At 44.4% G+C, this 26,149-nt stretch carries 23 protein-coding genes; 21 read left to right on the top strand and 2 right to left on the bottom strand.

Translation table 11 applies throughout. The features are described 5' to 3' along the window. The first annotated feature begins 14 nt into the window (after positions 1 to 14). The 13 genes from NST25_RS29850 (at position 15) to NST25_RS29790 (ending at position 15,212) form a co-directional block, all read left to right on the top strand. On the top strand, positions 15 to 233 hold the full coding sequence (locus tag NST25_RS29850) for a hypothetical protein (RefSeq protein ID WP_036682196.1): 219 nt from the start codon (positions 15 to 17) through the stop codon (positions 231 to 233). A 28-nt stretch (positions 234 to 261) separates the two neighbouring features. Then, complete coding sequence (locus NST25_RS29845) at positions 262 to 951, top strand: hypothetical protein (protein ID WP_076124098.1); 690 nt, start codon at positions 262 to 264, stop codon at positions 949 to 951. Beyond that, entirely contained in the window at positions 948 to 2,150 is a 1,203-nt protein-coding gene (locus tag NST25_RS29840) for a glutathionylspermidine synthase family protein (RefSeq protein WP_076181895.1), read from the top strand. The genes NST25_RS29845 and NST25_RS29840 overlap by 4 nt, the downstream gene beginning before the upstream one ends. A 69-nt stretch (positions 2,151 to 2,219) precedes the next feature. After that, entirely contained in the window at positions 2,220 to 2,813 is a 594-nt protein-coding gene (locus NST25_RS29835) for a hypothetical protein (protein WP_232061559.1), read from the top strand. Beyond that, positions 2,810 to 3,202 carry a DUF350 domain-containing protein gene (locus NST25_RS29830; RefSeq protein WP_038573772.1) on the top strand — a complete coding sequence of 131 codons (393 nt, stop codon included), beginning with the start codon at positions 2,810 to 2,812 and terminating at the stop codon, positions 3,200 to 3,202. Before NST25_RS29835 ends, NST25_RS29830 begins: the two co-directional genes overlap by 4 nt. 87 nt (positions 3,203 to 3,289) lie before the next feature. Next, complete coding sequence (locus tag NST25_RS29825) at positions 3,290 to 4,303, top strand: potassium channel family protein (RefSeq protein WP_076181897.1); 1,014 nt, start codon at positions 3,290 to 3,292, stop codon at positions 4,301 to 4,303. A gap of 137 nt (positions 4,304 to 4,440) precedes the next feature. Further along, the gene (locus NST25_RS29820; RefSeq protein WP_076218254.1) at positions 4,441 to 6,486 is read left to right on the top strand and encodes a catalase; all 2,046 of its coding nucleotides are present in this window, start codon (positions 4,441 to 4,443) and stop codon (positions 6,484 to 6,486) included. Positions 6,487 to 6,656: 170 nt separating this feature from the next. Beyond that, entirely contained in the window at positions 6,657 to 7,811 is a 1,155-nt protein-coding gene (locus NST25_RS29815) for a glycosyl hydrolase family 8 (protein WP_340393092.1), read from the top strand. A gap of 31 nt (positions 7,812 to 7,842) precedes the next feature. Then, positions 7,843 to 9,396 carry a hypothetical protein gene (locus NST25_RS29810; protein WP_340393090.1) on the top strand — a complete coding sequence of 518 codons (1,554 nt, stop codon included), beginning with the start codon at positions 7,843 to 7,845 and terminating at the stop codon, positions 9,394 to 9,396. Further along, positions 9,393 to 10,943 carry a hypothetical protein gene (locus NST25_RS29805; protein ID WP_340393088.1) on the top strand — a complete coding sequence of 517 codons (1,551 nt, stop codon included), beginning with the start codon at positions 9,393 to 9,395 and terminating at the stop codon, positions 10,941 to 10,943. The genes NST25_RS29810 and NST25_RS29805 overlap by 4 nt, the downstream gene beginning before the upstream one ends. 28 nt (positions 10,944 to 10,971) lie before the next feature. Further along, positions 10,972 to 12,222, top strand: coding sequence for a glycosyltransferase family 2 protein (locus tag NST25_RS29800; RefSeq protein WP_036682179.1), 1,251 nt, complete (start codon positions 10,972 to 10,974; stop codon positions 12,220 to 12,222). A 52-nt stretch (positions 12,223 to 12,274) separates the two neighbouring features. Beyond that, positions 12,275 to 14,371 carry a cellulose biosynthesis cyclic di-GMP-binding regulatory protein BcsB gene (locus NST25_RS29795; RefSeq protein WP_340393086.1) on the top strand — a complete coding sequence of 699 codons (2,097 nt, stop codon included), beginning with the start codon at positions 12,275 to 12,277 and terminating at the stop codon, positions 14,369 to 14,371. After that, on the top strand, positions 14,361 to 15,212 hold the full coding sequence (locus NST25_RS29790; RefSeq protein ID WP_036682174.1) for a diguanylate cyclase: 852 nt from the start codon (positions 14,361 to 14,363) through the stop codon (positions 15,210 to 15,212). Before NST25_RS29795 ends, NST25_RS29790 begins: the two co-directional genes overlap by 11 nt. A gap of 6 nt (positions 15,213 to 15,218) precedes the next feature. On the opposite strand, the gene NST25_RS29785 is transcribed toward NST25_RS29790, so the two are convergent. Continuing rightward, a complete protein-coding gene (locus NST25_RS29785) occupies positions 15,219 to 15,770 on the bottom strand; it encodes a cupin domain-containing protein (protein ID WP_340393084.1) in 552 nt (183 codons plus the stop codon). A gap of 143 nt (positions 15,771 to 15,913) precedes the next feature. Here NST25_RS29785 and NST25_RS29780 point away from each other — a divergent pair, with 143 nt between their 5' ends. The 8 genes from NST25_RS29780 (at position 15,914) to NST25_RS29745 (ending at position 24,594) form a co-directional block, all read left to right on the top strand. Further along, positions 15,914 to 16,567: an esterase gene (locus tag NST25_RS29780; protein ID WP_340393082.1), complete on the top strand. Its 654-nt coding sequence runs from the start codon at positions 15,914 to 15,916 to the stop codon at positions 16,565 to 16,567. Continuing rightward, complete coding sequence (locus tag NST25_RS29775) at positions 16,564 to 17,334, top strand: class III extradiol ring-cleavage dioxygenase (RefSeq protein ID WP_280753201.1); 771 nt, start codon at positions 16,564 to 16,566, stop codon at positions 17,332 to 17,334. Before NST25_RS29780 ends, NST25_RS29775 begins: the two co-directional genes overlap by 4 nt. 16 nt (positions 17,335 to 17,350) lie before the next feature. After that, on the top strand, positions 17,351 to 18,139 hold the full coding sequence (locus tag NST25_RS29770; protein ID WP_076181913.1) for an SDR family oxidoreductase: 789 nt from the start codon (positions 17,351 to 17,353) through the stop codon (positions 18,137 to 18,139). 223 nt (positions 18,140 to 18,362) lie between these two features. Then, positions 18,363 to 18,611 carry a type B 50S ribosomal protein L31 gene (locus tag NST25_RS29765; protein ID WP_036682161.1) on the top strand — a complete coding sequence of 83 codons (249 nt, stop codon included), beginning with the start codon at positions 18,363 to 18,365 and terminating at the stop codon, positions 18,609 to 18,611. Between the two features lie 131 nt (positions 18,612 to 18,742). After that, positions 18,743 to 19,264 (top strand): YcxB family protein, encoded by a 522-nt coding sequence (locus tag NST25_RS29760; RefSeq protein ID WP_076124082.1) that lies wholly within the window; start codon positions 18,743 to 18,745, stop codon positions 19,262 to 19,264. A gap of 83 nt (positions 19,265 to 19,347) precedes the next feature. Further along, a complete protein-coding gene (locus NST25_RS29755) occupies positions 19,348 to 20,922 on the top strand; it encodes a diguanylate cyclase (RefSeq protein ID WP_076124081.1) in 1,575 nt (524 codons plus the stop codon). A 33-nt stretch (positions 20,923 to 20,955) separates the two neighbouring features. Beyond that, positions 20,956 to 21,663 carry a DNA alkylation repair protein gene (locus tag NST25_RS29750; RefSeq protein WP_340394481.1) on the top strand — a complete coding sequence of 236 codons (708 nt, stop codon included), beginning with the start codon at positions 20,956 to 20,958 and terminating at the stop codon, positions 21,661 to 21,663. Positions 21,664 to 21,876: 213 nt separating this feature from the next. Then, entirely contained in the window at positions 21,877 to 24,594 is a 2,718-nt protein-coding gene (locus tag NST25_RS29745; RefSeq protein WP_081393515.1) for a CHASE3 domain-containing protein, read from the top strand. Positions 24,595 to 25,053: 459 nt separating this feature from the next. Here the strand turns inward: NST25_RS29745 and NST25_RS29740 are convergent, their stop codons facing one another. Continuing rightward, positions 25,054 to 26,094: a copper amine oxidase N-terminal domain-containing protein gene (locus tag NST25_RS29740; protein ID WP_340393079.1), complete on the bottom strand. Its 1,041-nt coding sequence runs from the start codon at positions 26,092 to 26,094 to the stop codon at positions 25,054 to 25,056. Positions 26,095 to 26,149 lie beyond the last annotated feature (55 nt).

Here is a 26,149-nt window from a genome sequence, read left to right as displayed (position 1 = left end):
AAGGAATGGTAATAATGGATAACGGGATGAGTGTAGTTTTAATCGAAAAAATGCCAGAAGGTGATCTACGAGTGATTGAAGAGCGTACGTGGAGCATGAATATGATAACTGCACTTGAACATGTCAATTATATAGTGGTGGGCAGTAAGGAATATGAGGCGGTTGAAGGACGACTGAATGTGGATGAGGGCAAGCTGGAGCTTTTGCTTGTTCCGATGCACACTGAGGGATAGAAGATCATCAGGGAAGGAGAACCTTACGATGGCTAAAGAAGAAAGGGATAAGGAATTGCCTGCATCAAAATTATTTACCGCAGATGGCAAACCCATCCGTGTATTATCAACATCGCTAGGCATAGCCTTATTAGCGAATGCTATGTTTATTCCTGGCGGAGCGGGGGCTAGCGCGAATACTTCTGCGGGCGAACCACAGCTAGTCTCTTGGTCTAATGAAGAGGTTAAAGCTTATTTTGATAAAAATGTGGATTGGAATATTCCCTACCCCGAAGAAGGTACGAAAGAGGTAGAGGAGCAAGGCCAAGGCGTAGTAACTTCAAACGGAACAACGGTAGTGAATAACTATGGCGGTTATCATTCAGGTTTTGGCTGGACGGATTTGCTTCTGTATCACATGTTGTTTAACAGCGGTGCCAATTACTCCTCCAGAGGATGGGCTAAGGACCGTCCTACCTATTATGGAGGCACGAGAACCACTTATAAACCACCTACTTATAGCAGCGAAAAGTTCCAGAATAAAAAGGTGCCCGGTTCTGTAGTGAAACCTAAAACCTCAACCTCATCCACGGGTTCCATCACGAGAAGAGGTTCCTCTTCAAAGAACGGAATCGGTGGCACTTCCAGTGGCTTAAACTCTTCGAAGAACTCTAAATCAAGCTCAGGCTCGAAATCTTCATCGAGATCTGGTTCCAGCAAGAGTGGTTTCGGCGGATGAGTGATCAGCAGAGCGTGTTTGAGATTCTGGATTTGTCTGATCTGGAGCGGGGCCCACGGGTACAAGCGCTGCATGAGCTTGGGTTCACTTGGGCAGATCTAGAGGAAGAAGAGTACTGGATGGATGCAATAGCTGTGATGCGCAGCGACATTTATAAAGAGCTTGAGGAAGCCTCCGCAAAGCTGTGGGCTATCCTCGATAAAGCGGTTCGGTATATACATCTAAAACGCGATTTGTATGAGCTGCTGGGCATTCCTCCTGTTCTTTGGGAGATGCTTGATGGGTTTCCTATTCCGGAAGAAGGTCTAATCAGTCGGTATGCAAGGTTCGATTTTGCGATAGCTAATGATGGAACCATCAAGCTTCTGGAACTGAATGCCGATACACCTACAGGTTATGTGGAGGCTTCCATAGCAACACCTTGGATCTGTGAACAGGCGGGTGTGACTAGTCCAAATCATGCGATGAAGGAACAACTTGCCGCAGCCTGGCAGATAGAACGACCAGATACCGCAGCTTGTGTTGCTTATGGCTCTCATCTTGAAGATTCGGGTACGATTGAAGCCTTGGCCAGACATAGCGGGCTTACTATTCAGTGTGTGGACTGTCTCGACCTGTGGGTCGATGAGGGCATTCTGAAGGACGGGGAGGACCGGGTGATAAAGCGGATGTTCGCCCTATATCCTAAAGAGTGGATGGCCGTCGATGAGGGTGGAGATGCACTTGCCTATGCTGTTGAACAGGGAAATCTTCAGCTTTTTAATGGACCGCACAGTATCCTGTTGCAGTCTAAGGGATTGATTGCAGCTGTGTGGGGAATGTATGAGCTTGGCTTATTATTTGACAATGAAGAGCGTGAGGCGATCTCACGTTATATTTTGCCTACTTATAATAAGCCTGTGTTCTCTGGCAGCTTTGTGTCCAAATCTGTATTTGGCCGCGAAGGCGGTTCTGTACGTCTCTTTGACGATAGTGGAACTCTAGAAATTGAGGACGAAGAGGGTTATGATAGCAGTCAGCTTTTTCCCTCTGTATATCAAAAAAGAGCTGAACTAGCCCGAATACACACCGCCGAAGGTGAATTCCACCTACTGACAGGCATGTTCGTCATTAATGGGAAGCCGTGTGGGCTGCTCGGCCGGGCTGGCGGACTGATTACGGGCAATGCCAGTCATTTTATCGCGTTGGGAGTGAGATAGTTGGATAAAAGTAAGGCTATAAACAAGTCGTCTACCAGATTAGTAAAGGCCCGGATCGGGGCTTTATGTATGATGCTTCTAACGGTATTGCTGCTTAGTGCATGTTCCAGTAATCAGGGGAGTGTGTTTGATTCAGGCACTGCTGAAACTTCTGACAGTGTTGCACGGGTACCTTGGGATTACCGGGTTGTGGAGAGTACTGTAGGTGATCTAATTGGTAGCGATATGACGGTGTTGCCGGATAATGAGCTGCTGCCGAATGATGAGAATTATGCTACTGGCGATAAAATATGGACACTGCAGTTCATGGACGCTGAGCTGATCACAGATGCCGACCAACGCAATGAAGTCCGCCTCTCTTCCTGGACGACCATTAAATCGTATCCCGATGAAAAAACAGCAGTCGAGGATCTTACCAACCTTAAGGTATCGGTAACTACAGATGTTGATCTTGTAGGAGTATACAAGACAAAATATAATGAGAAGACAAGAAACTTTGCCGTCCTCGAGCTGCCTTCCGGCAACCGGATCAAGCAGCCGATAGACGATGAGCGTTATGCAGCATTAGAGAAAGAAAAGACCGCTTCCGTAGTCCTTGAGGAAGTACATGATTTCGCCGATTATGACTCGGCATATGCGAAATTTCGGGGGTGGGCAAAGTGACGATTGTTGTTAATTTAATAGTCAGTATATTTGTGATTATTCTTCTGCAATTGTTGGGTATGGTTATCTTTGGCTTGATGACCCCGTTCAAGGATATGGAAGAGCTGAAAAAAGGGAATGTGGCTGTAGCTCTAGCGCTTGGCGGCAAATTTCTCGCTACAGCAATTATCATTGGAGTAGCGGCGTATACGAATACCTCTATTCTGCATATGATCATTTGGTTTGCTGTCGGTTATGTATGCCTCATCGCTGCTTACTGGATTTTTGAATTGGCGACCCCAAGCTTTAAAATTTCAGAACATCTGGAAAAAGGCAATGTGGCAGTAGGCACTATGCTCTGCTTGGTGTTTATCGGCACAGCATTTGCAGTCAGCAGTTTGATTGTTTAGTTCACAAATCGCAGATGGACATTAATAAGGCTGCCCTCAGTAATAACCTCGAGAGGCAGCTTTATTAATGTGAGGAAGGGATGGCAGATGCATTTTTTTCTGAGAATATCCACCAGGATGATGCGTTTACGCAAACGGTCGATCGGTCTGATTATTTTGATCTTTATAATTCTTAGCGCATCGATAGCTTACCTGCTTGAACCGAGTACATTCCACAACTGGTTTAATGCCTTCTATTGGGTCATGACAACGATGGCCACCGTTGGGTATGGGGATTATTTTGCCGAGACGGTAGTTGGTAAGCTATTCACCATGTTTCTATATATTTTTGGGATTGGTCTTCTCAGCTTGGTTATTGGCAAGGTTATTGACTCTATTGCAGAGGTGCAGAGAAGGAGAGGAGCAGGAACATTGAGCTTCCGGGGAAAGGATCATGTGATATTAATCAATTGGAGTAAGAAAGCGCAAGCTGCGGTAGATGAGGTGTTATGCTATTCACCTAAATGTCATATCGTCATCATTGATGAGATAGGACGGCATCCGCTGGAGCATATGGAACAGGTCCACTTTGTAAGCGGTGATGCTTCCAGCGATGAGATTCTCCTTAAAGCTAACATACACGAAGCCAGGGCAGCCATTGTGTTCGGAGACACACGGATTGATGAAGCATCGCTAATTGACGGGAAATCTCTGCTTATCGCCTCCAGCATTGAGCGCATAGCGCCACAAGTACATACTACCGTAGAAATTATGCAGGAGAAGAATATACAGAATTTCAGGCATGTTCAGGTCAATGAATTCGTTCTGTCGCATGATGCCATTTCTAGATTGGCAGTCCGATCCGCTCTGCAAGAGGGGAATTCAGAGGTGATTACGCAGCTGCTGAGCCGCCAGTATGGGGATGATATTTATGAGATTCCAGTGAATAGTGCATGGAAGACCTATGGGCAGGCGTTTCAGGAATTGCTCCTTCAAGGTGCAACTTTACTCTCGGATCGTAGTGACCTTAGCATCAATCGCAAGCTGGACCAGCCTATTCCTAAAGAGGCTAGATTATATATTGTTTCGGATGAAGAGACGTATCGGAGAATTAAAGGTTAGGTCAGTGATAAGCGAGTAAAGCGGATTTTCGGGAGAATGGCTTCTCGGAATTCCGCTTCTTTTTGTTTGCCGTTCCTTCCTTAAGGGTAAGAGATGAATATTATCGTTACTCTACCTTTCGGAAGGAGCCATTGTTAATGAGTGAACAGCAAAAAGTGAACGGAAATAGCAAAAATGAGCAACTGGAACAGTTTCGCAGTAAGGACGAAGGTCACGCTTTAACAACCAATCAGGGATTGAAAGTGTCCGAGGATGAGTTCTCCCTAAAAGCCGGTGACCGGGGGCCAACCTTGCTGGAGGATTTTCATTTTCGGGAAAAAATGACCCATTTCGATCACGAGCGGATTCCTGAGCGGATCGTGCATGCACGCGGATTTGCCGCCCACGGGGAGTTTGAAGTATATAAATCGTTGAAAGAATATACGAAGGCGAAATTCCTTCAAGATCCGTCCGTGAAGACCCCGGTGTTTGTCAGGTTCTCAACGGTAGCAGGATCACGGGGTTCGGCCGAAACTGTGCGGGATGCCCGGGGCTTCTCGACCAAATTTTATACCGAAGAAGGCAATTATGATTTGGTAGGCAATAATATGCCGGTCTTTTTTATACAGGATGCGATTAAGTTCCCTGATTTAGTGCATGCGCTTAAGCCGGAGCCGCATAATGAAATGCCTCAGGCAGCATCAGCCCATGATACCTTCTGGGATTTCATCGCCAATAATCAGGAATCGGCCCATATGGCGATGTGGCTGATGTCTGACCGCGCCATTCCGCGAAGCTTCCGGATGATGGAAGGGTTTGGAGTTCACACCTTCCGTCTGATCAATGAACAGGGGAAAGCGCATTTTGTTAAATTCCATTGGAAACCAGTACTTGGTGTACATTCTTTGGTGTGGGACGAAGCACAGAAAATATCTGGAGCGGACCCTGACTTTCACCGCCGTGATCTATGGGAATCGATTGAAGCCGGCAACTTTCCGGAATACGAGCTGGGCATTCAGCTTCTTAGTGAAGAAGACGAATTCAAGTTTGATTTCGATGTGCTGGACCCTACAAAGCTATGGCCAGAGGAAGACGTGCCCGTGCAGATCGTTGGGAAAATGACCTTGAACCGCAACGTGGATAATGTTTTTGCCGAAACGGAGCAGGTGGCTTTCCACCCTGGACATGTAGTGCCAGGGATTGATTTCACCAATGACCCGCTACTTCAGGGCAGATTGTTCTCTTATACGGATACCCAGCTGATTCGGCTTGGGGGTCCTAACTTTCATGAACTGCCGATTAATAGACCGGTGTGTCCTTTCCACAACAACCAGCGTGACGGATATGGGCGGCAGACGATTAATCAGGGCACTGTGAGTTATCATAATAATTCTCTGGCCCAAAACACGCCGAGACCTGTCCCAGAGGCTGAAGGCGGTTATGTGCATTATCAAGAAAAGGTTGAGGGCCGTAAGGTACGGAGCCGGAGTAAAAGCTTTGAGGATCATTTTTCACAAGCCAAGTTATTCTGGAATAGTATGAGCCCTCCGGAACAATTGCATATTATCGAAGCTTATTCTTTTGAGCTTGGAAAGGTTAAGAGTAAGTCGGTCCGACAGCAGGTCGTAAATATGCTTGCTAACATTACCTCCGAGCTTGCTGTACCTGTGGCAGAAGCCATTGGAGTAGCGGCTCCAGAAGTTGGCGGTTCCGAGGTCACTCAAGCTTCCCCTGCCTTAAGTCAGGCTAATACGAAAAAACATCCCAACACGCGGAAAGTAGGCGTGATTATCGGAGATGGTTTTGATGAAGCTGCGGTAATGCCTGTGTTGGACACGCTTATGGGAGCTGGGATACAACCGGAGCTAATCAGTGATAAGCTTGGATTTATTAAAGGCTCAAGCGGCACAGAGCTTGAAGTCATCCATACCTTGTCCACTACAGATTCGGTGCTCTTCGATGCGATTTATGCGGCTGGTGGAAATGCGGAACGCAAGAAATTCCATAAAGATGCAGCGTTATTCCTCAACCAAGCCTATGCACATTTTAAACCTATCGCGATGACGACAATACTTGCTGAGCTGCTTGCAACAGATGAACATAGAAGCAGTCCGGGAGTCATAATAGGCGATGGTGGGGAAGTTTTCGCGGCTAGCTTCGTTGCAGCCATTACTGCCCATCGTTTTTGGGAACGTATGGAATAAAGTAAGTAGATGACAGAAAAAGGAGGATCTGCTCGTCAGAAGGCGTGTGGATGCCTCTTTTTTTTCATCTAATGGTTTCATAAATTTAACATTTGGATTAAGGATGTGATGTATATTACCGTTATAGATAATACTAGGCAATATAAGCAGATGCTTAGAGAGGTGATTTTTTGAGGAAAGAGATAGCTGTTGCTATAGTGGTACTTACAGGTTTTACAGCATTAACAGCATGCGAGCAAACAGCAATGCCGGCATCAACACCCTCGCCCTCCGCGAATGTTCATACAACAGAGCCACCGAATCCTACGGGTTCGGCTAATAATGATATGGGGGACCCTTCACAGGAATTGGATGCTTTAGAGCAATTTATTGTTACGAAGCTTACCAGCTCGTCCGGTGTTTATACGAATTTAATTGAAACAGAGCAATCCGGGGAAGCAGCAAGCGGCCATGAGATTCTAAGTGAGTCTGCCTCTCTGAGGATGCTGGCAGCCGTACGGAGTGGTGAGAAAGAGCGATTTGCAGAAGAATGGGCGCTGGCTAAGCAAACCTTTGATATGAAGGGTGGTTTTAGCTACCGATATAGCCCTAAACAGCAGAAATTATATCCTGTGAATGCTGCCGTTGATGACTTACGTATCATTCGTGCGCTTTATGAAGCGGGGGATACGTTTAGAGATAAACAGTATACAGAAGAAGCGGCTAAGTATGGTGAGAGGTTTTATAACTATAATGTAAAAAATGGATATATGTATGACTTCTATGATGAAAATTACAAAAAAACCAACACATTCGTTACTTTATGTTATATTGATTTAGGTACAATGCAAAAATTGTCGGTTTCTGGAGAATCTCGTGACTTTTTGTTGAATAATATGAGCGTTATTCTGAAAGATGGATATTTATCAGATGAGTTTCCCTTCTATGAAACAAGGTTTAATTATGAGAGTGGAACCTATAGTTCGGAGAATATCAATACAGTAGAATCGCTACTGTCTATTCTGGCTTTGGCAGAGGTAGACCAGCAGAAATCCTCCAGCATTAATTTTATCAAGCAGCAGGTCGAGGCTGGCACATTATATGGACAATATTCGCGTGAGGGAAAGCCGCTTAACGATATTCGCTCAACAGCCATTTACGCCATTACGGCTATGATTGGTGCCGAGACCGGAGACGATGCACTCTATCGCAAAAGCATTGAAAGAATGAACGAGTTCAGAATAACCGATGCCGGCAGCTCACTGTATGGAGGCTTCGGCGATGTAGCTAGTGGCCAAGCCTATTCCTTTGACAATCTGATGGCATCATTGGCCTATGTCTATTAATTTAAACCTATAGTAACGAAGGTGAATCTGCATGATAAACAACACGGTGAAATCACCTCTGAGGCAGGGGATGTCACTCGCTAACCTACCGTTGCCATTGTCCCCGGCTTTTATCACTGCTTTTGGAGTGTTGCTTATAACCATCATCGCCTTATTTACCGCCCCGTATGTCGGAATGGCGGATAATGGTGATTTTTTTCGCAGCATCTATAGTAACGGAATTTATTTCAATCTGCCGGATTATGACGAGCAATACTTTGGTTATTTTGTAAAGCAATATGGAATCTTTCAGTATTTTAATGAGAATGGCGCGACATTATTTTCTTCACAGTCCCTATTTATTCAGCTGGCCATTGGACTTAATAAGCTGTTTTTTAGCAGCGAGGTTTTCGATATCCGGTTTCAAGCAGTCATTTACACGATTTTATATGCTGCGGCGATCTACTTATTAATAGAGGCTATTACATGGGGGATGACCCGCAAGCAGGGATGGGTCACTGCAGGTATTGCTATTTTTATATTTGGAGATACCGGGTATACCGCTTATTTCAACTCCTTTTACGGCGAGAGCGTCGTGATGATCACGATGATTACTATGTTCGCAGCTTGGTTGTTGTTATATCAAAAAAGATACAATGACTACGTGCTGCTGGCCCTGTTCTTGATCAGTACGATTATCCTGACTACTTCCAAGCAGCAAAATGCGCCAGTGGGTATAATCATTGCGGTTCTGGGGTGTTCAATCCTTTGGATTCGCAGGGATAAGATCTTTCGTATTCTGACCCTGGTTTCCCTTGCTTTGATCCTGTTCGCAGGTGTGTTCACTTATTTGAATATCTCGGATGAGTTCGTGAATATTAACCAGTTCCATGCCATGACCCGAGGGGTGCTGAAGGATTCCTCCGATCCGGAGAAGGCACTGAAGTCATTCGATATTGATGAACAATATGCCATCTTGAAAAATAGCATTTACTACGAGAAATACGGAACTATTGATGTGAATTCGCCGATCCTCCAAGAGAACTTTTACAGTCGTTACGGATTTGTTTCGATCCTTAAATACTATATATCGAATCCGGATCAGCTTAACTCGATTCTTAATGTAGCTGCTCAAAGTGCATTCTCGATTAAACCAGCGGCGATGGGCAATTACGAGCAATCTGTTGGGAAGGAATTTCGAGCACAGAGTCACTTTTTTACTGGATACAGTCAGCTGAAAAAGGCTTTAGCACCACGAACGATAGGTTTTATCTTCCTTTGGACAGTGCTTGTCATCGGTCTGTATATGCCTTCCTTCGTAACAGCCATTAAGGCACGCAATTTTAGAGGATTGCAGCGGATGGTATTGATTGTCGCTACGATAGGCATTGGTCTTTCAGGCATTTTTGTATCGATTATCGGTGCCGGTGATGCCGACATTTCCAAGCATGAATTCTTGTTCACCTTATCTTTTGATTTGGTGACCTTTTTGACAGTATCTAGTGTGATCGGACGCAGATTCTCCAAAAATCGCAAAAAGCCGGTTAACGAGAGCCCCACCATGTCTAGTCCATTTACAAAGCCTCAAAAGGATGTGAGTGTTTGAAGCGCAGAGGGATCTTATACTGTATATTGCTGCTGACGCTGAGCTTAACCATCCTATTGCTGCCCGCCACTCCTGTTCAATCTGCTGCATCGCCACAACAAGTCTTACTACTCTATGACAGCCTTGCCAAGGGGACCTTTAAGGATGGAAATGTGACTGAACTTCAACGTCTGCTGGCAGCTTACTCGACAAAGGTTACACTTCGAAGCCTAGATCAATACGAGCAGGGGATGCTGAAAAATTACTCCAGAGTGATCATGGTCCGTAACGAAGCGGATATTTCGATCACGAATAAATCCTATATAGAGGATTGGGAGTATTATCAGGGGCAGTATTTGCATATCGGGTACAACCCACCCGCTAGTCTAACGAAGGCGTTACAGCTAACCACTGATGTGATCTATGACGGGAGTGCTGAGCTCGAAATCGGACAGTTCTCCGGAATTCAAGTTAAGGTGCAGGATATGCCTTATATTGTAGCGAGTCAGGCGGTCAAATCCCTTGGGAAACTCTCTTTTGCGGAGGAGGGTCTGCAAGCACCGTACGCTGTGAGTAAGGGGAATGATACATATGCCCCATATTTTGAACAAGGGAATGTCAGTACGCTGGGGATGGCGTATGTTCTGAAGGATTGGCTCCATATCACTGCTGCTCCTAAAATGTACTTTGCGATCAAAGAAATCTATCCTTTCTCCGATCTGCAACTGCTGGCAGAAACGGGTGAGCGGCTGTATCAACTGGGGATTCCGTTTCTTGCAAGTGTGCGGCCTGTGTTCAGCAATACCGATTATCCGGCCATGCAGCGTTATTTAGTGGCTATGAAAAGTGTGCAATCCAGCAATGGAAGCATTCTGGTCAATGCCCCAGTGGTGATGCCAACGATAAGCTCCAGTGACCATACGCTTAAAGGAAAGATGAATGATTTCATCAATCTGTTGGCCGAAAACGGGCTTGGGCCGCTTGGAGTCGGAGCGGAAATGCATTGGTCGTATGACAAAGAGTATTCAGAAGCGGGGATGAGCTTTTTTGATTCTGTGGTGTTATATCCGGATGAACAGATTGATTATATGGAGCAGAGCGACACCTCTAAATCCTTTCCATCCTCTTTATATAGCGTTCCGCTGGAATTTCTTCAAGCTTTGCATACATCCAATAAAGTGATACCGCAATTGCCGATGGATACTGTAATCACCGTCGACATGCCCGAGGATGAGCGTCAGCTTGAAGAAATGCTGCAAAGTCTGGAACGGAATTGGGTTTCTTTTGCCGATTATAAGCAAGAAGAGCATCAGGTCGTTACTGATCAGAACACAATCTCCTCATTAGATGGAATGATTTCTATTAATGGACAACCTCTAAGCCTGGACTATACACCGGAAACAGTGGATAGCGATTATCGCTACACAGAGGAGCAGCAAAAGAGCTTCACCCGACTTTTTAATATTCAGAATCAATTTTTTATTGTTGTGATCATGATTTCTCTGCTGCTGTTTGGCGGATTGTTAATGATCGGATACCGGTTATATCGCAGAAAGTTTTTGAAATGAGACAACTAATCGTGATTTGGAGGACCCTATGACGATTTCAGACGTGCTGATGGTGATTGCGGTGATCTGTATTTGGTCTCTGCTGCTGGTGAATGTGACCCTCATTATCGCGGGCTATCTATATTACATTAAATCCGAAAATGAGGATATACCAGAGATAGAGGGCGAATATCCTTTTGTTTCAATTATGGTTCCCGCTCACAATGAGGGGGTAGTGATTTGTAAGACGGTTGAATCTCTGCTGGCGCTGGATTATCCGCAAGATCGGTATGAGATTATTGTGATTAATGATAACTCCTCTGATAACAGTGCCGAGCTGCTTGCGGGCATACAATCCCGAAATCCGGGGCGTCAGCTGGTAGTCATTAATACGGATGCAGTTACAGGAGGCAAAGGCAAATCCAATGCCTTGAATATAGGCTTTACCAGCTGTAAAGGGGAGCTAATCGCCATTTATGATGCCGACAATACTCCGGAGAAAACAGCTTTGCGTTATCTGGTTGCTGAGATCATGCATGATTCCAGCCTCGGTGCGGTGATTGGGAAGTTCCGGACCCGTAATCGTGATGCAAGTTTACTGACCCGGTTCATTAATATTGAGACCTTATCCTTTCAATGGATGGCTCAAGCGGGACGCTGGAAGCTGTTCAAGCTTTGCACTATTCCGGGAACCAATTTCATTATGCGCAGGTCAATTGTGGAAAGCATCGGTGGTTGGGATGTTAAAGCGATAGCCGAGGATACAGAAATCAGCTTCCGGATTTATATGATGGGTTACCAAATCAAGTTCCAGCCGAAATCCGTCACGTGGGAGCAGGAACCACAGACCTTGAAGGTCTGGTTCAAGCAGCGAACCCGCTGGGCGAAGGGCAATATTTATGTCATTGTCAAAAATATTCCGCTGCTGTTCAATAAATCGGCCGCAAAGGTCCGGTTCGATATTCTTTATTTTCTATCCATTTACTTCTTGTTGCTGCTGTCGTTAATCACCTCAGATGTGCTGCTGATCCTGCATGCTTTGGGTTATGTGCATACTACTATTGCAGGTCTTAGTAATTTCTTATGGCTGCTCGCTATTATTCTTTTCGTTGTGGGGACCTTCATCACGCTAACGACAGAAAAGGGCGAGATGAGCTTGTCCAATCTAGGGATTGTAATGTTGATGTATGTGTCTTATTGCCAGCTGTGGATGGTTGTCGCGGCTAACGGATTATATCTATATCTGAAAGACCTCATCTTCAAAAGAGAAGCCAAATGGTATAAGACGGAGCGCTACTAACGAGGCACCAAAAAGTCATATGAGAAAAATGTAATCACAGGAGAAACAGAACATGAAGATAAAAAAACAGCTGGTTATACTGTTAACCTGCCTCTCCCTTTTGTTAATTCCAATCCATCCTGCTGCCGCAGAGACGTTGCCGCAGGATCATAAGTCCACTTACACAACCTCATTTACGGGAACGGACTCGTCCTTAACAGGTTCGAGTGCCCAGCAGCAATATTTTGAGGTTCTGGATTATTGGAATGTGGATCAAGTAAAGATCAAACTGCATTTTCAAATTTCACAAATTACCGAAGAGCAGATTTCTAGTGTTACCTTAACGCTAAACGGCAGCCCGTTCTATACGTTTCGTCCGTCACTACAAGACAACGGCGAACAGCTGTTGACCCTTGTGGCGCCCAAGGGGTTTCTGAAAAAAGGGACGAATACGCTGGGCATTCAGGGCTATTTAAAGACAGATCGTCAAGATGACCTCTTTTGTTCGGTCGATGAAACGTCGGATAATTGGCTGCATCTGTTCAATACGTCCAGTATTAACGTGATTTATACCGCAAAGCCCTTGAGTGGAGGGATCAGTGACTTCAGCGAGCGATTCGCCGGGATAGATACCTTAACGAAGAATCAGAGTATTCTGACTGTACCGGACAAAAGCACAGCGGCAGAAATGGAAGCAGCCACTTATGCTCTCTCCGGGCTTGTTAAGGGGATTACGTTAAATGATAAGACTATTCCCTTGCTTCCCTACCGGTCAGACACTGTGCAGAATAAGGCCGCAGTTGTACTGGTAGCTATGTATGACAGAGTACCAAGCGGGCTGAAAGCTCAGCTAAGCTCCACTGAAGATTTGGGTACGCACGCGCTGCTCCAGCTAGTGAATAAGGATACCCAGCCCACCTTGGTTGTAACCTCGAAGGATGAGAACTTGCTGATTAAAGCGGGTCGTTTGATTGCTAATCCAGAGCTGATCGGGCAGATCACTAGTGATCTGAAAACAGTAACGGATGCTACAGAAGTATCAGCACCTGCGCTTTCGATTAGCTCTAACATCACGTTCACTGAGACAGGTGATAAACTGACCGGGGCACATCATCAGGAGCAGACGTATTTTATTTCATTGCCAGCGAACCGCTCGATTGCCGATTCCGGTAAAATCAGCCTGGATTTCCGTTATGCACAGAATTTGGATTTTACTCGTTCATTGGTTACCGTGAGCATCAACAATACTCCGATTGGCAGTAAGAAGCTGACTAAGGAACTGGCGAATGGCGATATTCTTAATCTCTCGGTGCCTCAGAACTTGAATATCTCCGGAAATTTCTCGGTGACAGTGGCTTTTGATTTGGAGATCGAAGGAGCCAGATGTATTATCGATCGGGACCAAATGCCGTGGGCTTATATCAGTAAAGATTCTGTAATGCAGCTGAATACGAAGGATCGCACGGATCTCTTATTTAATAACTATCCATATCCGTTCATTCGCGATGGGATCTATAATCATGTGGCGGTTGTACTGCCCGAACAAATGGATGATTACGCCTATTTAAGTGTATCGAATATCTTTAATCTGCTTGGTAAATATGCCAGCGGAAATATAGGGAATATCCAGTTCTATACCGATTCTGTCAGCGCCGATCATTTGAAAAATAATAATATCATCGCTATTGGTGCTTATAAGAATAATAAGGTGATCCGTGATCAGAATACTAAGCTTTATTTTCAATATAACGGAGATGGAACCACAATTCGCTCCAATGAGAAAATGAGTATTGAAGAGCAATACGGCGCACGAATCGGAACACTGCAGCTGATTGATTCGCCATTTGAGGCGGGACGTGCATTGCTCGCGGTTACAGGGGTCAGCTCGGAAGAGTATTACTTAGGATCTAAACTGCTCGCTACAGAACGGGACAAGTGGAAGGTGTTTGGCGATGGTGCAATCGTTGATAAAGACGGTAATGTCAGCGCACACCGCTTCAAAACAATCACTGGAGCAGCCGAGGACTCTGTGGCCCAGAAAATAATGGAACGGTCGGATGTACTCAGTTTTATCATCGTGATTTTACTGGTGCTGACGCTGGTAGTTCTATCGCTGATCCTGCTGCTTCGCAAACACATGAAGAAACGTGGTGATAAGCGTGAGACGTAATCGCAGCTTAGTGTCGGACATCGCTCTCTTATCATTCCTGGTGTTATCGTTCCTCTGTATCGTCTTTATTGCAGGTGCACCGGATGATTACCTCCAGAATATTATCATTTTAACGGTGGCTTTTATTCTGGCCATTGTTACGTATTTTACGACGGTCACTGCGGGTCTGGTCTTGAATCTGGTGTTTATCTTTGCTTACGGATTCTACACGATGTACCAGACGATAACGCTGGGGGAAACGATTAGCCTAAATACTTATTTCTGGTTAATTATGACTCCGCTATTAACGGTCGTTCTATGGGTATTCACTTTAAGCAGCCGTGATTTGCAGGTGGAGAATGAGCAGCTACGCAAAAAGACTGCCAATATGGCTATCGTCGATGAAAACACAAATTTGCGGAACAGTATTTCTTTTCAGACGGATGCTACATTATTTACAAGCATTTCGACTCGCTATCAGATTCCGCTCACCCTGCTAGTGGTGAAGGTGAAGTATTGGAAAGAGATCAGACGGATCATTCCTGAAGATCAGCTGGCAGAAGCTATCTATGACGTGTCTCAGCTTAGTCAGGCGAGTATTCGTACCAATGATGCACTCTATCTGCTAGATAAGGATGAAGCAACATGGGGCCTGCTGCTGTTCACGGACAGCGATGGGGCGAAGATTGTGATCGAGCGGATTAAGCTCAAGCTTCAGGAGTTGAATGACAATAATTTCTCCAGAAAATATAAGGTCAGCCTGGGTCTTAAGATTGGGGCGGTCGAATACCAAGCCGGCACGATTGAGAATCCGCTGGATTTCATTGTTCAGGCCAAAAAACAGCTGGAGTACGACGTGTAGACCAGCTTAAAAATCAACAGTTTCACTATCAGCCTCTGTATGGATGGCGATGAGCACGCTTGCCGGCTCATCGCCTTTATTTATGACCAGATGTGGCACACAGGCATTCCAGCTAAAGGAATCCCCCGCTTGGAACATCCCGAAATCTTCACCTTGCTCCGCATAAACCTCACCTTTTATTACTAAATGGACCTCTTTGCCTTCGTGCGTCTGCGGAGTTTCACCCGTAGAAGTACCCGGAGGGAAATGGACAAGCACCATTCGTACACCACCTGCCGAGCTTAAATGCTCAACTTGCAGTCGATCACTTCCGCTACTGGTGATTTGCCGCTCCTCGGATCGTACCACCTGCATCCGCTCTTCCTTTTTTAACAGCAAATAAGCCAACGGAACGTTCAGCGCATCCGCAATCAGGCTAAGGGTTGCGATCGAGGGAGAGGTCTTATTAGTCTCAACCTGGCTCATAAAACCCTGTGACAGGCCAGTAGTTTCACAGATTTGGGCAATCGTTATATGTTTTCTTTTACGGATTGTACGAATGTTTGAACCTATATTCATTAGTAAAGCTCCTTTTAATATTAGTAATAACAAATATATTTTTATATTAACAAATTATTAATTGACATACTAGCCAGAGGTTTATAATATTATTCTTACAAATATTATTTTTGTATTACAAATATTTTGAAGGAGTGTTTAGTATGAAGGCACCTTATATATATGATGTCAGTCTACCTTCCGGTTACGATGAGAATCGGGTTTATCCGGTTATCTTCACCTTGCATGGCAAAGGTTCCAATGAGAAGAATATGTTCGGGCTTGTTGAGTCCTTGTCTGAAGAGTTTATTATTATCGGGATTCGGGGAAATATGATTTTAGGGGCAGGATTTCAATATTATGATCTCAAAAGTCTAGGTCATCCCATCCGCGAGCAGTTTGATCAGGTTGTATCGCAATTGCAGCAGTTTATCGAATACGCCACCGACAAATACCCTATAGATGCTAAACACCGTTATCTGCTTGGCTTCAGTCAAGGAGCCATTTTGTCCATGACTCTCGCGCTTACAATGGGGAATTTGCTTCGGGGAATTGTAGCGCTGAACGGTTATGTTCCGGGGTTTGTGAAGACGGATTATGAGCTGAAGAGTGTGCAGGAGTTATCGGTCTTCATCTCGCATGGTGAATATGACTCTGTATTTCCAATTTCAGTGGGGACAGAAACAGCCGCTTATTTCGAAGGTCTAACCCCATTATTAACCTTTAAAGCTTATCCTTCGGATCATGGGGTATTACCGCAGAATCAGCAGGACCTGATCGCTTGGTTACGGCAGAACTTAGGGAGTGATAAACTATGATACCTTCTTACTTTATTGCCCATGGTGCTCCTTCTCTGGTACTTGATAACAATGCATATACGAAATTTCTTGGGGAGCTCGCTGAGAGGAATGTCAAACCGAAAGCGATTGTTGTATTTTCTGCACATTTCGAAGAACACACACAATCGGTTGGAGTTATGGAGACTTTCGACACCATCTATGATTTCTATGGCTTCCCAGATGAGATGTATCGAATGACTTATCCTGCCAAAGGGGACAATGAGGTTGCACAGCAAATTATGTCTTTGTTCCACAAGAATGGGATTGTCAGCAAATTTAATACAGAGCGTGGACTAGATCACGGAGCTTGGGCTATTCTTAAATTAATCTATCCGAATGCAGATATTCCTGTCGTGTCTTTGTCAGTTAATCGAGAGCTGTCCAATGAACAGCAATATTTAATGGGTAAGGCTTTATCTGAGCTGCGTGAGCAGGATATTATGATTATTGGCAGCGGTGGAACCGTCCATAATTTGCGTAGCGTGAAGTGGGGAATGGAGAACGTCGAGAAATGGGCGGAGACATTCGATGACTGGCTGCAGCACAGGTTGGAAGCTTGGGATACAGAGTCGCTATTTAACTATCAGGAGCTTGCTCCTTATGGCGTTGATGCAGTGCCGACTAATGAGCACTTTATCCCTCTGATAATAGCTATGGGAGCTGGCGATAAAGGGAAAGAAGCGAAGCTGCTGCACCGAAGTTATCAGTATGGCAATTTAAGTCTTAGCTGTTGGGAGTTTAATTAAGAAGGAGGCATTAATGATGGACTTGGGACTTCGTGGGAAATCAGTTTTTGTAGCCGCAGCAAGTAAAGGATTAGGACTCGCAACTGCGCTGGAGTATGCCCGTGAGGGAGCGAAGGTAATGATCGCCAGCAGGAGTATGGAGCAGCTTGTAGACGCACAGAAAGAGATTCAGGCAGCCACAGGACAGCAGGTGAACATGGTTCAGATGGATGTGACTGTCCCAGAGGATATCGTACATGCTATTCAAACGGCTGTAGCCCTAAACGGTGGGCTTGATATTGTAGTGACCAATGCGGGGGGGCCTCATGGCGGAGGTTTCGCTGATATGGAAGACGCGGATTGGAACCAGGGGTTTGAGCTCACACTGATGAGCACTATTCGTTTGATCCGTGAATCACTGCCGCATCTGCGCTCTTCTGGGGCAGGGCGAATCGTTAATATAAGCTCGATTTCTATCAAGCAGCCTATTGAGGGGTTAATTCTTTCCAATGTTTTTCGCGCTGGCGTGTATGCCTTGACCAAGAGCTTGGCTACTGAGCTGGCTGCGGACCGCATTTTAATTAATACGATAGCACCAGGGCGTATTGCAACCGACCGGATTCTTCAACTAGACGGCAAACGTGCACAAGCAGAGGGGATCCCTATGGAGCAGATTCAAGAGGAAGCGCTGCTGCAAATCCCGTTAGGAAGATTGGGCACGCCCGAAGAATTCGGCAAGGCTGCTGTTTTTCTAGGCTCTTTTGCGAATACTTATGTTACGGGACAATCTCTTTTAGTCGATGGAGGAATGGTGAAATCGCTCTAACCTCCGGCATTATGGGTAGGCTTTGAAAGATTATGGAAAAATTAGTAATTTGAATATTAGTTGCTTTGTGCTCTAAATAAGCGTATGATGGAGCGGTGGTCTAAATCGTAAGATTTACGAATTTTCCTACGTTTATTAGGTTATTCTATATATAAACCTACAGATCATTTGGATAATTTACCATAAAGGCTCCACGAATTTATTCAGAAGGAGGACGATCAGAATGAGAGAAGGCATACATCCTAAGTACAACCAAGTGATTTTCTTGGATGCAAGCGTAGGCTTCAAATTCTTGAGTGCATCTACTAAATCATCCAATGAAACTATGGAATGGGAAGACGGCAACACTTACCCAGTGCTCCGTGTGGACGCAAGTTCCGCATCCCACCCATTTTACACTGGTAAACAAAGAGATACAGAACAAGGCGGCCGTGTTGACAAGTTCAAACAACGTCTTGCACAAAAGAAATAAGAATCCTTACGGATTGAAGAGGGACAACCCATGTAGAAGCAATCGCTTCGGGGATGTCCCTTTTTTGTGTTCAGGCATGTTAAAATGAGATGAATTTAAAAATATACATGGCGTCGAGGGAGCGATCAGTGATGGAAAATGTAATAAAAGTAGATACAGTCCTAAAGAGTGAAGACGTTCAGGAGTTTAACTTATGGTTCAGCTTGAATAGCCGGATTATACTCAACTCTTTTAGCGTAGTCGCTTACTTTATGATTTTGTTATTAATTACTAAGGATTACAGTACTCAAAGCATCTCAATCCTGGCTGTGACTGCTATAATTCTTGCCGCTGTCTTATGGTATATGACCAAGGCAAGCTTGATCAAAAAATCGAAAAAGGCGTTCAAAACAGATAACCTAATTCAGCAACCGCAAAATTATACGATTTCAGATGAAGGCATATCTTATCTTTCCGAAGCGGGCACTGGGCAAGTGAAGTGGGAAGAGATACATAAGATAGGTGAAACTACGAACTTGTTTGTGTTTTTTGTGTCCACACAGAGAGCGCTGATTATCCCTAAACGTTTCTTTGAATCGGCACAAGATAAAATAACATTTAAGGATTTAGCCAGAAAATATATGTTCTCCAATCGGGTGAAATTTAAAGCATAAGATGTGCTGTTATTGTTGATTCATTTGTACCAAGGATTAGGCTATAATGATAGGAGCGACTTGAAAAATAGGAGAAATATGGCATGCCATGGATTCAGGGATATCCGTATTACTTATTAATGGGCAGTGTTCTAAGTCTGTACATGGGCGTCAGCTCCTATCGGCACCGTAAGTTAGCAGGGAGACGCTATTTGTGGATCTTAATGCTGTTAGTCAGCCTTATATTTGTTGCAACGGCGGGAGAGATTATGTCACCCTCTTTTCAGTCTAAGTTGTGGTGGAAGAATGTACAGCAGGCTCCGCTTTTTTTTAGTGCGCTCTTTACTTATGCTGTGGTAAAAGAATACGTATCTCCTTCCACAGGGCGCCTGCCCGTGAAGCTTGCCATCTTCTCTATCCCTATTGTTATGGATGTACTTCTTATTTTTACGGATAGCTATCATCATCTGATGCGCAGTGAAGTGTCCGTCCTGACGGTCGCGGGTGTTAGTGGAATTGCTGTAAAGCCTACGCTCCTTAGTATGGCTTTTATTGCGTATGATCAGCTTTTTGGGCTATATGCGGTCTGCTTGCTGGCAGTTTCCCTACTGAATACCCCGAGAGTTTATTTGCGGACTAATATCCTGCTGTTGGCGGGTTTGCTGGTTCCGGTTATTTCCGTCTTTTTACTTCCCCTCTTGAAGATTACCATTACAGGTTTTACGGCGTTTACTTATTTGCCTGCGATTATAGCGGCTTATTTCGCACTTTTTGTTAGCTCCAAATTAACCATCTTCCCTCTAACCAAAAACAAAATTCTAGAGCACATGAAAGACGGCGTAGTTCTGACTGACCGTTATGATAATATCATTGGCATAAACGATGCGGCGACTGCTATTTTATACGACATTACCCGAATAGCGAACGATAACTGGATGGGAAAAAATATTGATCTTTTTATGAAATCTCACAAAGACATTGCAGCTCATTACAATCAGAGGACGGAAGGACAGTTTGAGGTAGTTTGTTCTGGCGCAGAGGAGCTCTGTTATGGGGTTTCTTTAATTGCTACGGAACATGCGGCAACAGAGAATAAGGGTATGCTTATTGTGTTTAGTGATCATAGTGAGAAAAAGCGATATGAGCGTGAACTGGTCTATCAGGCAACGGTTGACGATCTGACAGGGCTTTATAATCGCAGGCATTTCATGCAAAGGGTCCAGAATCAAACGATCCCGGATGGATTAGGGTTGGCTCTGCTGCTATTTGACATCGATGATTTTAAATTAATTAATGATACTTATGGTCATTTAGCGGGCGATCAGGCGTTAGTTGATTTCTCGAATAAAATCCTTCAGGTATACCAGAATAAAGGTATTGCTGGAAGAGTGGGTGGCGAGGAGTTTGCCGTATGCTTTTTCGCTGAAGATAAAAGTGCAGCCTTAAAAGAAGCAGAGGATTTTCGTACAATGATGAGTGATTACACGATAATCTTGAATGAACAGGATAGCATTCATCTTACCGCAAGTATCGGAATCTCTTTTACGGAGCGTAGAGAGGTGACTTTTGAAGATTTATATCGGGAAGCGGATGAAGCATTATATCACTCTAAGAATACAGGGAAGAACAGAGTTACGTTAGGTCGTGAACCGATCATAAGAGAAACAGTAAAGGGATAAGAACATTGAAGATAAAGGAGTGTCCTAATGAATCTGACTGTTGATGAAGTGATGAGCAAGCTTGAGGAGATGGGTACAGAGCAGACGAAACATACCTTCTTACGACATGGCGCAGTGGAACCTTTATTTGGAGTAAAGGTAGGGGATATGAAGAAGCTGGTTAAGGATGTGAAAAAAGATCAGAGTCTGGCAAGGGCTTTGTATCAGACAGGCAATTACGATGCAATGTATTTGGCTGGGCTAACGGTCAATCCTAAGACTATGACGAAGGAAGAGCTTCAAAGCTGGGCTTCGGCGGCCAGTTGGCATGCGGTAGTGGAATATATAGTATCCCCTCTCGCCGCAGAGAGTCCATATGGATTGGAACTTGCGAGAGAGTGGATTCGTTCCTCGGATGAACTAATAGCCATTTGCGGCTGGAGCACTTATGCCAATTACATTTCAATTACACCGGATGATAAGCTGGACATCGCTGAAATTAGGGAGTTGTTACAACAAGTAGGCGCTACTATTCATCGGGAGCGGAATCGTGTCCGTTATACGATGAATACTTTCTTAATTATGGTGGGCAGCAGTATCACAGAACTGCATGAGGAGGCAGCAAAGATCGCAGCAGGTATAGGTAAGGTCCAGGTGAACATGGGACAAACCGCTTGTAAAGTTCCTATGGCTGTTGATTATATTGCTAAGATTGAACAAGCTGGGAAGCTTGGTGTGAAGAAGAAAACTTGTATTTGCTAAGTTAGATATTTAGGTAACCCTTCAAGGTGAAAGGCACTTGTGGGGTTTTTTTTATTCCGGGAAAAACAAGTGTTTCAACCCTGCGGAAATTGTTTAAATTAGCAGCAGTCAAAATTTACATAGAAGAATTAATGAAGCCTTATTCAAGTAATCTTTTACAATGATGTAGAATAGAAAGGGGTTTATAGTTAGAAGACAGGACGGAGGCTAGTTGTGAACAAACGCCGATTCACTTTGCAGTATAAAATACTGTCAATTACAGTTTTAATCGTGATCTGTCTATTAGGATTCGTTTTTGTCATGCATGGAAGAATCAATGCTCTACAGCGGGAAACCAGCTTCATCTCTCATCAGGATCGAGAGATTACTAATTTAGCTAATCTAATTGAGAAGAATATTTTGGATATGGAAACCGGACAACGCGGATATGTCATCACCGGCGATAACAAGTATCTGGAGCCCTACAATTTGGGTAAGGCTGAATGGGAGGCTAATTATGATAAGCTCTACGTGCTGACTGCTAATGATTCTTTACAGCTACAGCGTCTGTTGGGTATTGAAAGTAAAATTAAGCAATGGATCGAACAGTCCGGAAATTATGTGATCCAGTTGAAAAAAGAGGGACAGGACGTTGAGCTCCTAAGATACTTTAATTCCGACGATGGCAAAGATCAAATGGATCGGATTCGTAATCAGATCAGCACTTACCGCGAGACGATGAAAGAGAACACCAACAGTCTGATAGCTAGACAAGCAGACAAGAATAAATTATTGCTAGAGCTTCTTTATATTGCTTGGGCAATTATAGCGGTTACCGCGATGGTCGCTTCGTGGATCAATTCACGCTCCATCGTTAGTACGGTTCGTAAAGTTACCCATACGATTGCAGAATTGAAATCTGACGAAGATATGAAGACAAGGATAGAGATCACCACGAATGATGAGATCAGGGATCTGAGCGTAGCTACGAATCATCTGATAGACACGCAACAAGAACGGATATGGATTCAGGCTAACGCAAACGAACTGTTGGCGAGGTATCAGGGCATCACACATATCTCGCAACTGGGCGATATTTTTCTTGGCAAAACCGCAGAAGTGATCAATTATCCATATGGATCCTTATATGTTCGAACACAGGATCATGATCGGGATTTCTTTAAGAGAGTCTCTATTTTTGGCGGAAGCAGTAACATTCCAGATCAGCGGGCATTCCAGACCGGAGAAGGTCTAGTTGGACAATGTGCTAAAGAGGCGCGTTTGATGCAAATACAGGATCTGCCGGAGGATTATATTAGCATACAGTCTGGGCTGGGTGTTTCTGCGCCGAAGGCGCTTCTGTTAATGCCGATTTCTTTTTCGGGTGAGGTAGTTGCTGTGGTGGAAATCGCCGCCTTTGCTCCACTTACGGAATTGCAGGTTAAGTTCCTAGGGTCTATTTCGAATGCCTTTGGCTCTGCAATTAACAGCACGATTAACAGTATGAAGATTGACCAACTTCTGGCACAATCTCAGCGTCTAAACGAAGAACTACAGGTATATACCGAGGAACTACAGACTCAGTCTGAGGAGCTGCAGATCCAAACGGAGTCACTGCATGCAACAAATAGAAAGCTGGAGGATAAGAATCTGCTGGCGGAACAAAAGTCATTGGAGGCGGAAAGAGCTCAAATGGAGCTTAGTGAATACACAGAGTTATTGCAGCAAAGCTCACAATATAAATCTGAGTTTCTGGCTAATATGTCTCATGAACTGCGAACTCCGCTGAACGGCATTCTGCTGCTCTCCGAATTTCTTATGGAGAACCAGTCGGGAGCTCTAAGCGAAGAGGATATTGAATTCTCAAAAGCCATTCATTCTTCGGGACAAGATCTGCTGGCGCTGATTAACGACATTCTGGATTTGTCCAAGGTTGAGGCAGGAAAGCTGAATATTGAAATTGAAGCGATAAATATATCGGAGATTCCGGAGGCAATGATCCAGAACTTCAGTCAGCTTTCCCGCAAAAAAGAGATTCCTTTGCAAATACAGCTCGGAGAGGACTTACCCCCGCTGTTTTATTCGGATGCTCAAAGAGTACGGCAAATTATTATAAATTTGCTGTCCAATGCGTTTAAGTTTACAGCGGAAGGCGCAGTCACTCTGGAAATCCGTTTAGCAACTAAGGACGAGTTGCTGGATTTGGCAGGTTCGTATACAGGGGAATTTATTGCCTTCGCCATCAAAGATACTGGAATTGGGATTTCAGAAGACAAACAGTCAATTATCTTCGAAGCATTTCAACAGGCGAATGGAAATACAGAACGTCAATATGGGGGAACTGGGCTTGGTTTATCCATATCCAGAGAGCTGGCAACATTACTTGGTGGTAGAATTACGCTGGAGAGCCAAGAGGGTGTGGGCAGTGTCTTTACAGTGTATTTGCCTTTGCAGCTTGAGGCTCCAAGCCTTGAGGAAGTGGCTGATCAAGCGACTGTTATTCAAGAGATCGGGAGTGGAGTGGTACTTGCCGCTACAACGGCTGAGGATACACGTACTGACTTCACTTCTCTGAATCAAAAGCATGTACTTATCGTGGATGATGATGAACGGAATTTGTTCGCTTTATCAAATACCCTAAGAAAGCGCGGGCTGCATGTAACTACAGCTACTAACGGAGAGAGCGGCCTGTATGAACTGGAGCAAGCGGCTTCTATAGATATCGTTCTTATGGATATTATGATGCCAGTGATGAACGGGTATGAGGCAATCAATCGGATCAGACAAATGCCCGCAAAGAAGGATATTCCCATCATTGCACTGACTGCAAAAGCGATGAAGGAAGATAAGGCTAAAATCCTACAGGCTGGGGCAACAGATTATCTCAGTAAGCCTGTTAACTTGGAGCGTTTATTAGCGTTGATGCAATTGATACTGGCTAGCGATTCATGAGCTAGACCTCCAACTTCGGACAACTCGAGTGAAGTTGCGCGAACGAAGTAACTATAATCTGCTCTGCTATCGGACACAGCTGACCGTTAACGCAGCTTTTTACCACATTTGTAATTCTAACGGACCCCACTGACGCTATTGGCATAAAAAACATCGAATATGCCCCTCTTTTTAATGAATAGTGGCGCTGGAGTCCGAAACGCTGCTCTGAAGGCAGAAAATTCGCAAATAAAGTCAGCTGGGTCCGTAAGGCTCGCGATTATGATCATCCCAAACTCTGCAGCAAGGCAAGTAAAAGTGTGACCAAGCGTTCAGCCGGCTTTCGTTTACCTCACAAATCGGCTGAAGCGAGTCAGCCAACCTATAGTCTATAACGCAAAACAGCGATCCTCCCATAACGGAAGGATCGCTGTTTTAATGTCTCTTTGGAATCTTTTTAATAAGATTCCAGTCTCTCTCTTATTGTTGTGCAGAATCTACTACAACTTTGACAGCTGTGCCGATGGGTGGCAGGCTTCTGGTCAGCACTGGGCTGTAGAATCCGATAACTTTTGTGCCTTTAACAAGCTCGCTGCTTTTAACAGCTTCGCCGTCTTTGTTAATGAGCACTGTGTCTTCGCTAATGCGCAGTACTACTTCTTTTTGTGACAATTCGCTCAGGCCACTACCTTTAACAGTGATACTGATATTTCCCTTATCGTCTTTTTGAACTTCTTCAATAGTACCAGCAGTACCTAGAAGATCATCTTGTTTTTGCTTATCCAGAACGGTGATTTTGTAAGTTGGTGTTTGTGGCGGAAGACTCATAGTCATGACCATGGAGTGTTCTGCTTTTACTGTCATCCCGATATGGAGATCTTTGAGTGCAATTTTAGTGCCGTCAGCCATCTCAATAGCCGTATCTTCCCCTACATTTAATACGATTCCATCCGTACCTACACCTTGGATTTGAACGGATTGGTATTTACCACCATCATAGACTGCTGTAATCACACCAGTCTTAGTCATGTGCTGCTCGGCGGCCTTTGTGTTGATCACAATGGAATCTCCCTTCACAGTCATGTTTTGATGAATTACTTCGCTTAAAAAGGAAGCTGGGACATACAAAGTGGAGTCAACCAATTGTGGTGCAGTTCCAAGTGTTGTATTCATTTTGTTGATACTATAACGATCTTCTCCAGCTTTCACTGTAGTGAATACAGCGCCATTGATAAGTTCAACGGATTTATTCTGTGCATTCCAGGTTAATTCAAATCCAAGGGCTTCAGTAATTGAACGTAGTGGTACCATCGGCTCTTTACCGCTTGTGCTTTGGAAGCCTGTTTCTTTAATAGTCGATCCGTTGATTTCAATCGCAAACGTCTTTTGATTAACGCTAGCGGAGGTTTGTTTAGCCTCATTTTTAGCAGAAGTTGTGGTGGGTGCAGCATAAGCTGCTCCTGTAGAAAGTGCTAGGGACAAAGTTAAAAGAACTGTACTTGTTTTTAAAATGTTGTTCATGGTTGTGAGCTCCTTTTAAAATCTTTTGTTAGTGTTGTTATTATTCTGACGGGAC

It is taken from the genome of Paenibacillus sp. FSL E2-0190 (assembly GCF_037992965.1).
GTDB lineage: Bacteria > Bacillota > Bacilli > Paenibacillales > Paenibacillaceae > Paenibacillus_AQ > Paenibacillus_AQ odorifer.
Note: the sequence above shows the minus strand (reverse complement) of the source record. Positions and strands in the feature narration are given on the sequence as shown.

Bases quoted from the DNA above. Each gene is read 5' to 3' on its own strand.
- NST25_RS29795 (WP_340393086.1), top strand. From the start codon at position 12,275: ATGAAGATAAAAAAACAGCTGGTTATACTGTTAACCTGCCTCTCCCTT.
- NST25_RS29785 (WP_340393084.1), bottom strand. From the start codon at position 15,770: ATGAATATAGGTTCAAACATTCGTACAATCCGTAAAAGAAAACATATA.
- NST25_RS29755 (WP_076124081.1), top strand. From the start codon at position 19,348: ATGCCATGGATTCAGGGATATCCGTATTACTTATTAATGGGCAGTGTT.
- NST25_RS29775 (WP_280753201.1), top strand. From the start codon at position 16,564: ATGATACCTTCTTACTTTATTGCCCATGGTGCTCCTTCTCTGGTACTT.
- NST25_RS29850 (WP_036682196.1), top strand. From the start codon at position 15: ATGGATAACGGGATGAGTGTAGTTTTAATCGAAAAAATGCCAGAAGGT.
- NST25_RS29765 (WP_036682161.1), top strand. From the start codon at position 18,363: ATGAGAGAAGGCATACATCCTAAGTACAACCAAGTGATTTTCTTGGAT.
- NST25_RS29835 (WP_232061559.1), top strand. From the start codon at position 2,220: ATGATGCTTCTAACGGTATTGCTGCTTAGTGCATGTTCCAGTAATCAG.
- NST25_RS29800 (WP_036682179.1), top strand. From the start codon at position 10,972: ATGACGATTTCAGACGTGCTGATGGTGATTGCGGTGATCTGTATTTGG.
- NST25_RS29770 (WP_076181913.1), top strand. From the start codon at position 17,351: ATGGACTTGGGACTTCGTGGGAAATCAGTTTTTGTAGCCGCAGCAAGT.
- NST25_RS29845 (WP_076124098.1), top strand. From the start codon at position 262: ATGGCTAAAGAAGAAAGGGATAAGGAATTGCCTGCATCAAAATTATTT.
- NST25_RS29840 (WP_076181895.1), top strand. From the start codon at position 948: ATGAGTGATCAGCAGAGCGTGTTTGAGATTCTGGATTTGTCTGATCTG.
- NST25_RS29820 (WP_076218254.1), top strand. From the start codon at position 4,441: ATGAGTGAACAGCAAAAAGTGAACGGAAATAGCAAAAATGAGCAACTG.
- NST25_RS29780 (WP_340393082.1), top strand. From the start codon at position 15,914: ATGAAGGCACCTTATATATATGATGTCAGTCTACCTTCCGGTTACGAT.
- NST25_RS29740 (WP_340393079.1), bottom strand. From the start codon at position 26,094: ATGAACAACATTTTAAAAACAAGTACAGTTCTTTTAACTTTGTCCCTA.
- NST25_RS29760 (WP_076124082.1), top strand. From the start codon at position 18,743: ATGGAAAATGTAATAAAAGTAGATACAGTCCTAAAGAGTGAAGACGTT.
- NST25_RS29825 (WP_076181897.1), top strand. From the start codon at position 3,290: ATGCATTTTTTTCTGAGAATATCCACCAGGATGATGCGTTTACGCAAA.
- NST25_RS29810 (WP_340393090.1), top strand. From the start codon at position 7,843: ATGATAAACAACACGGTGAAATCACCTCTGAGGCAGGGGATGTCACTC.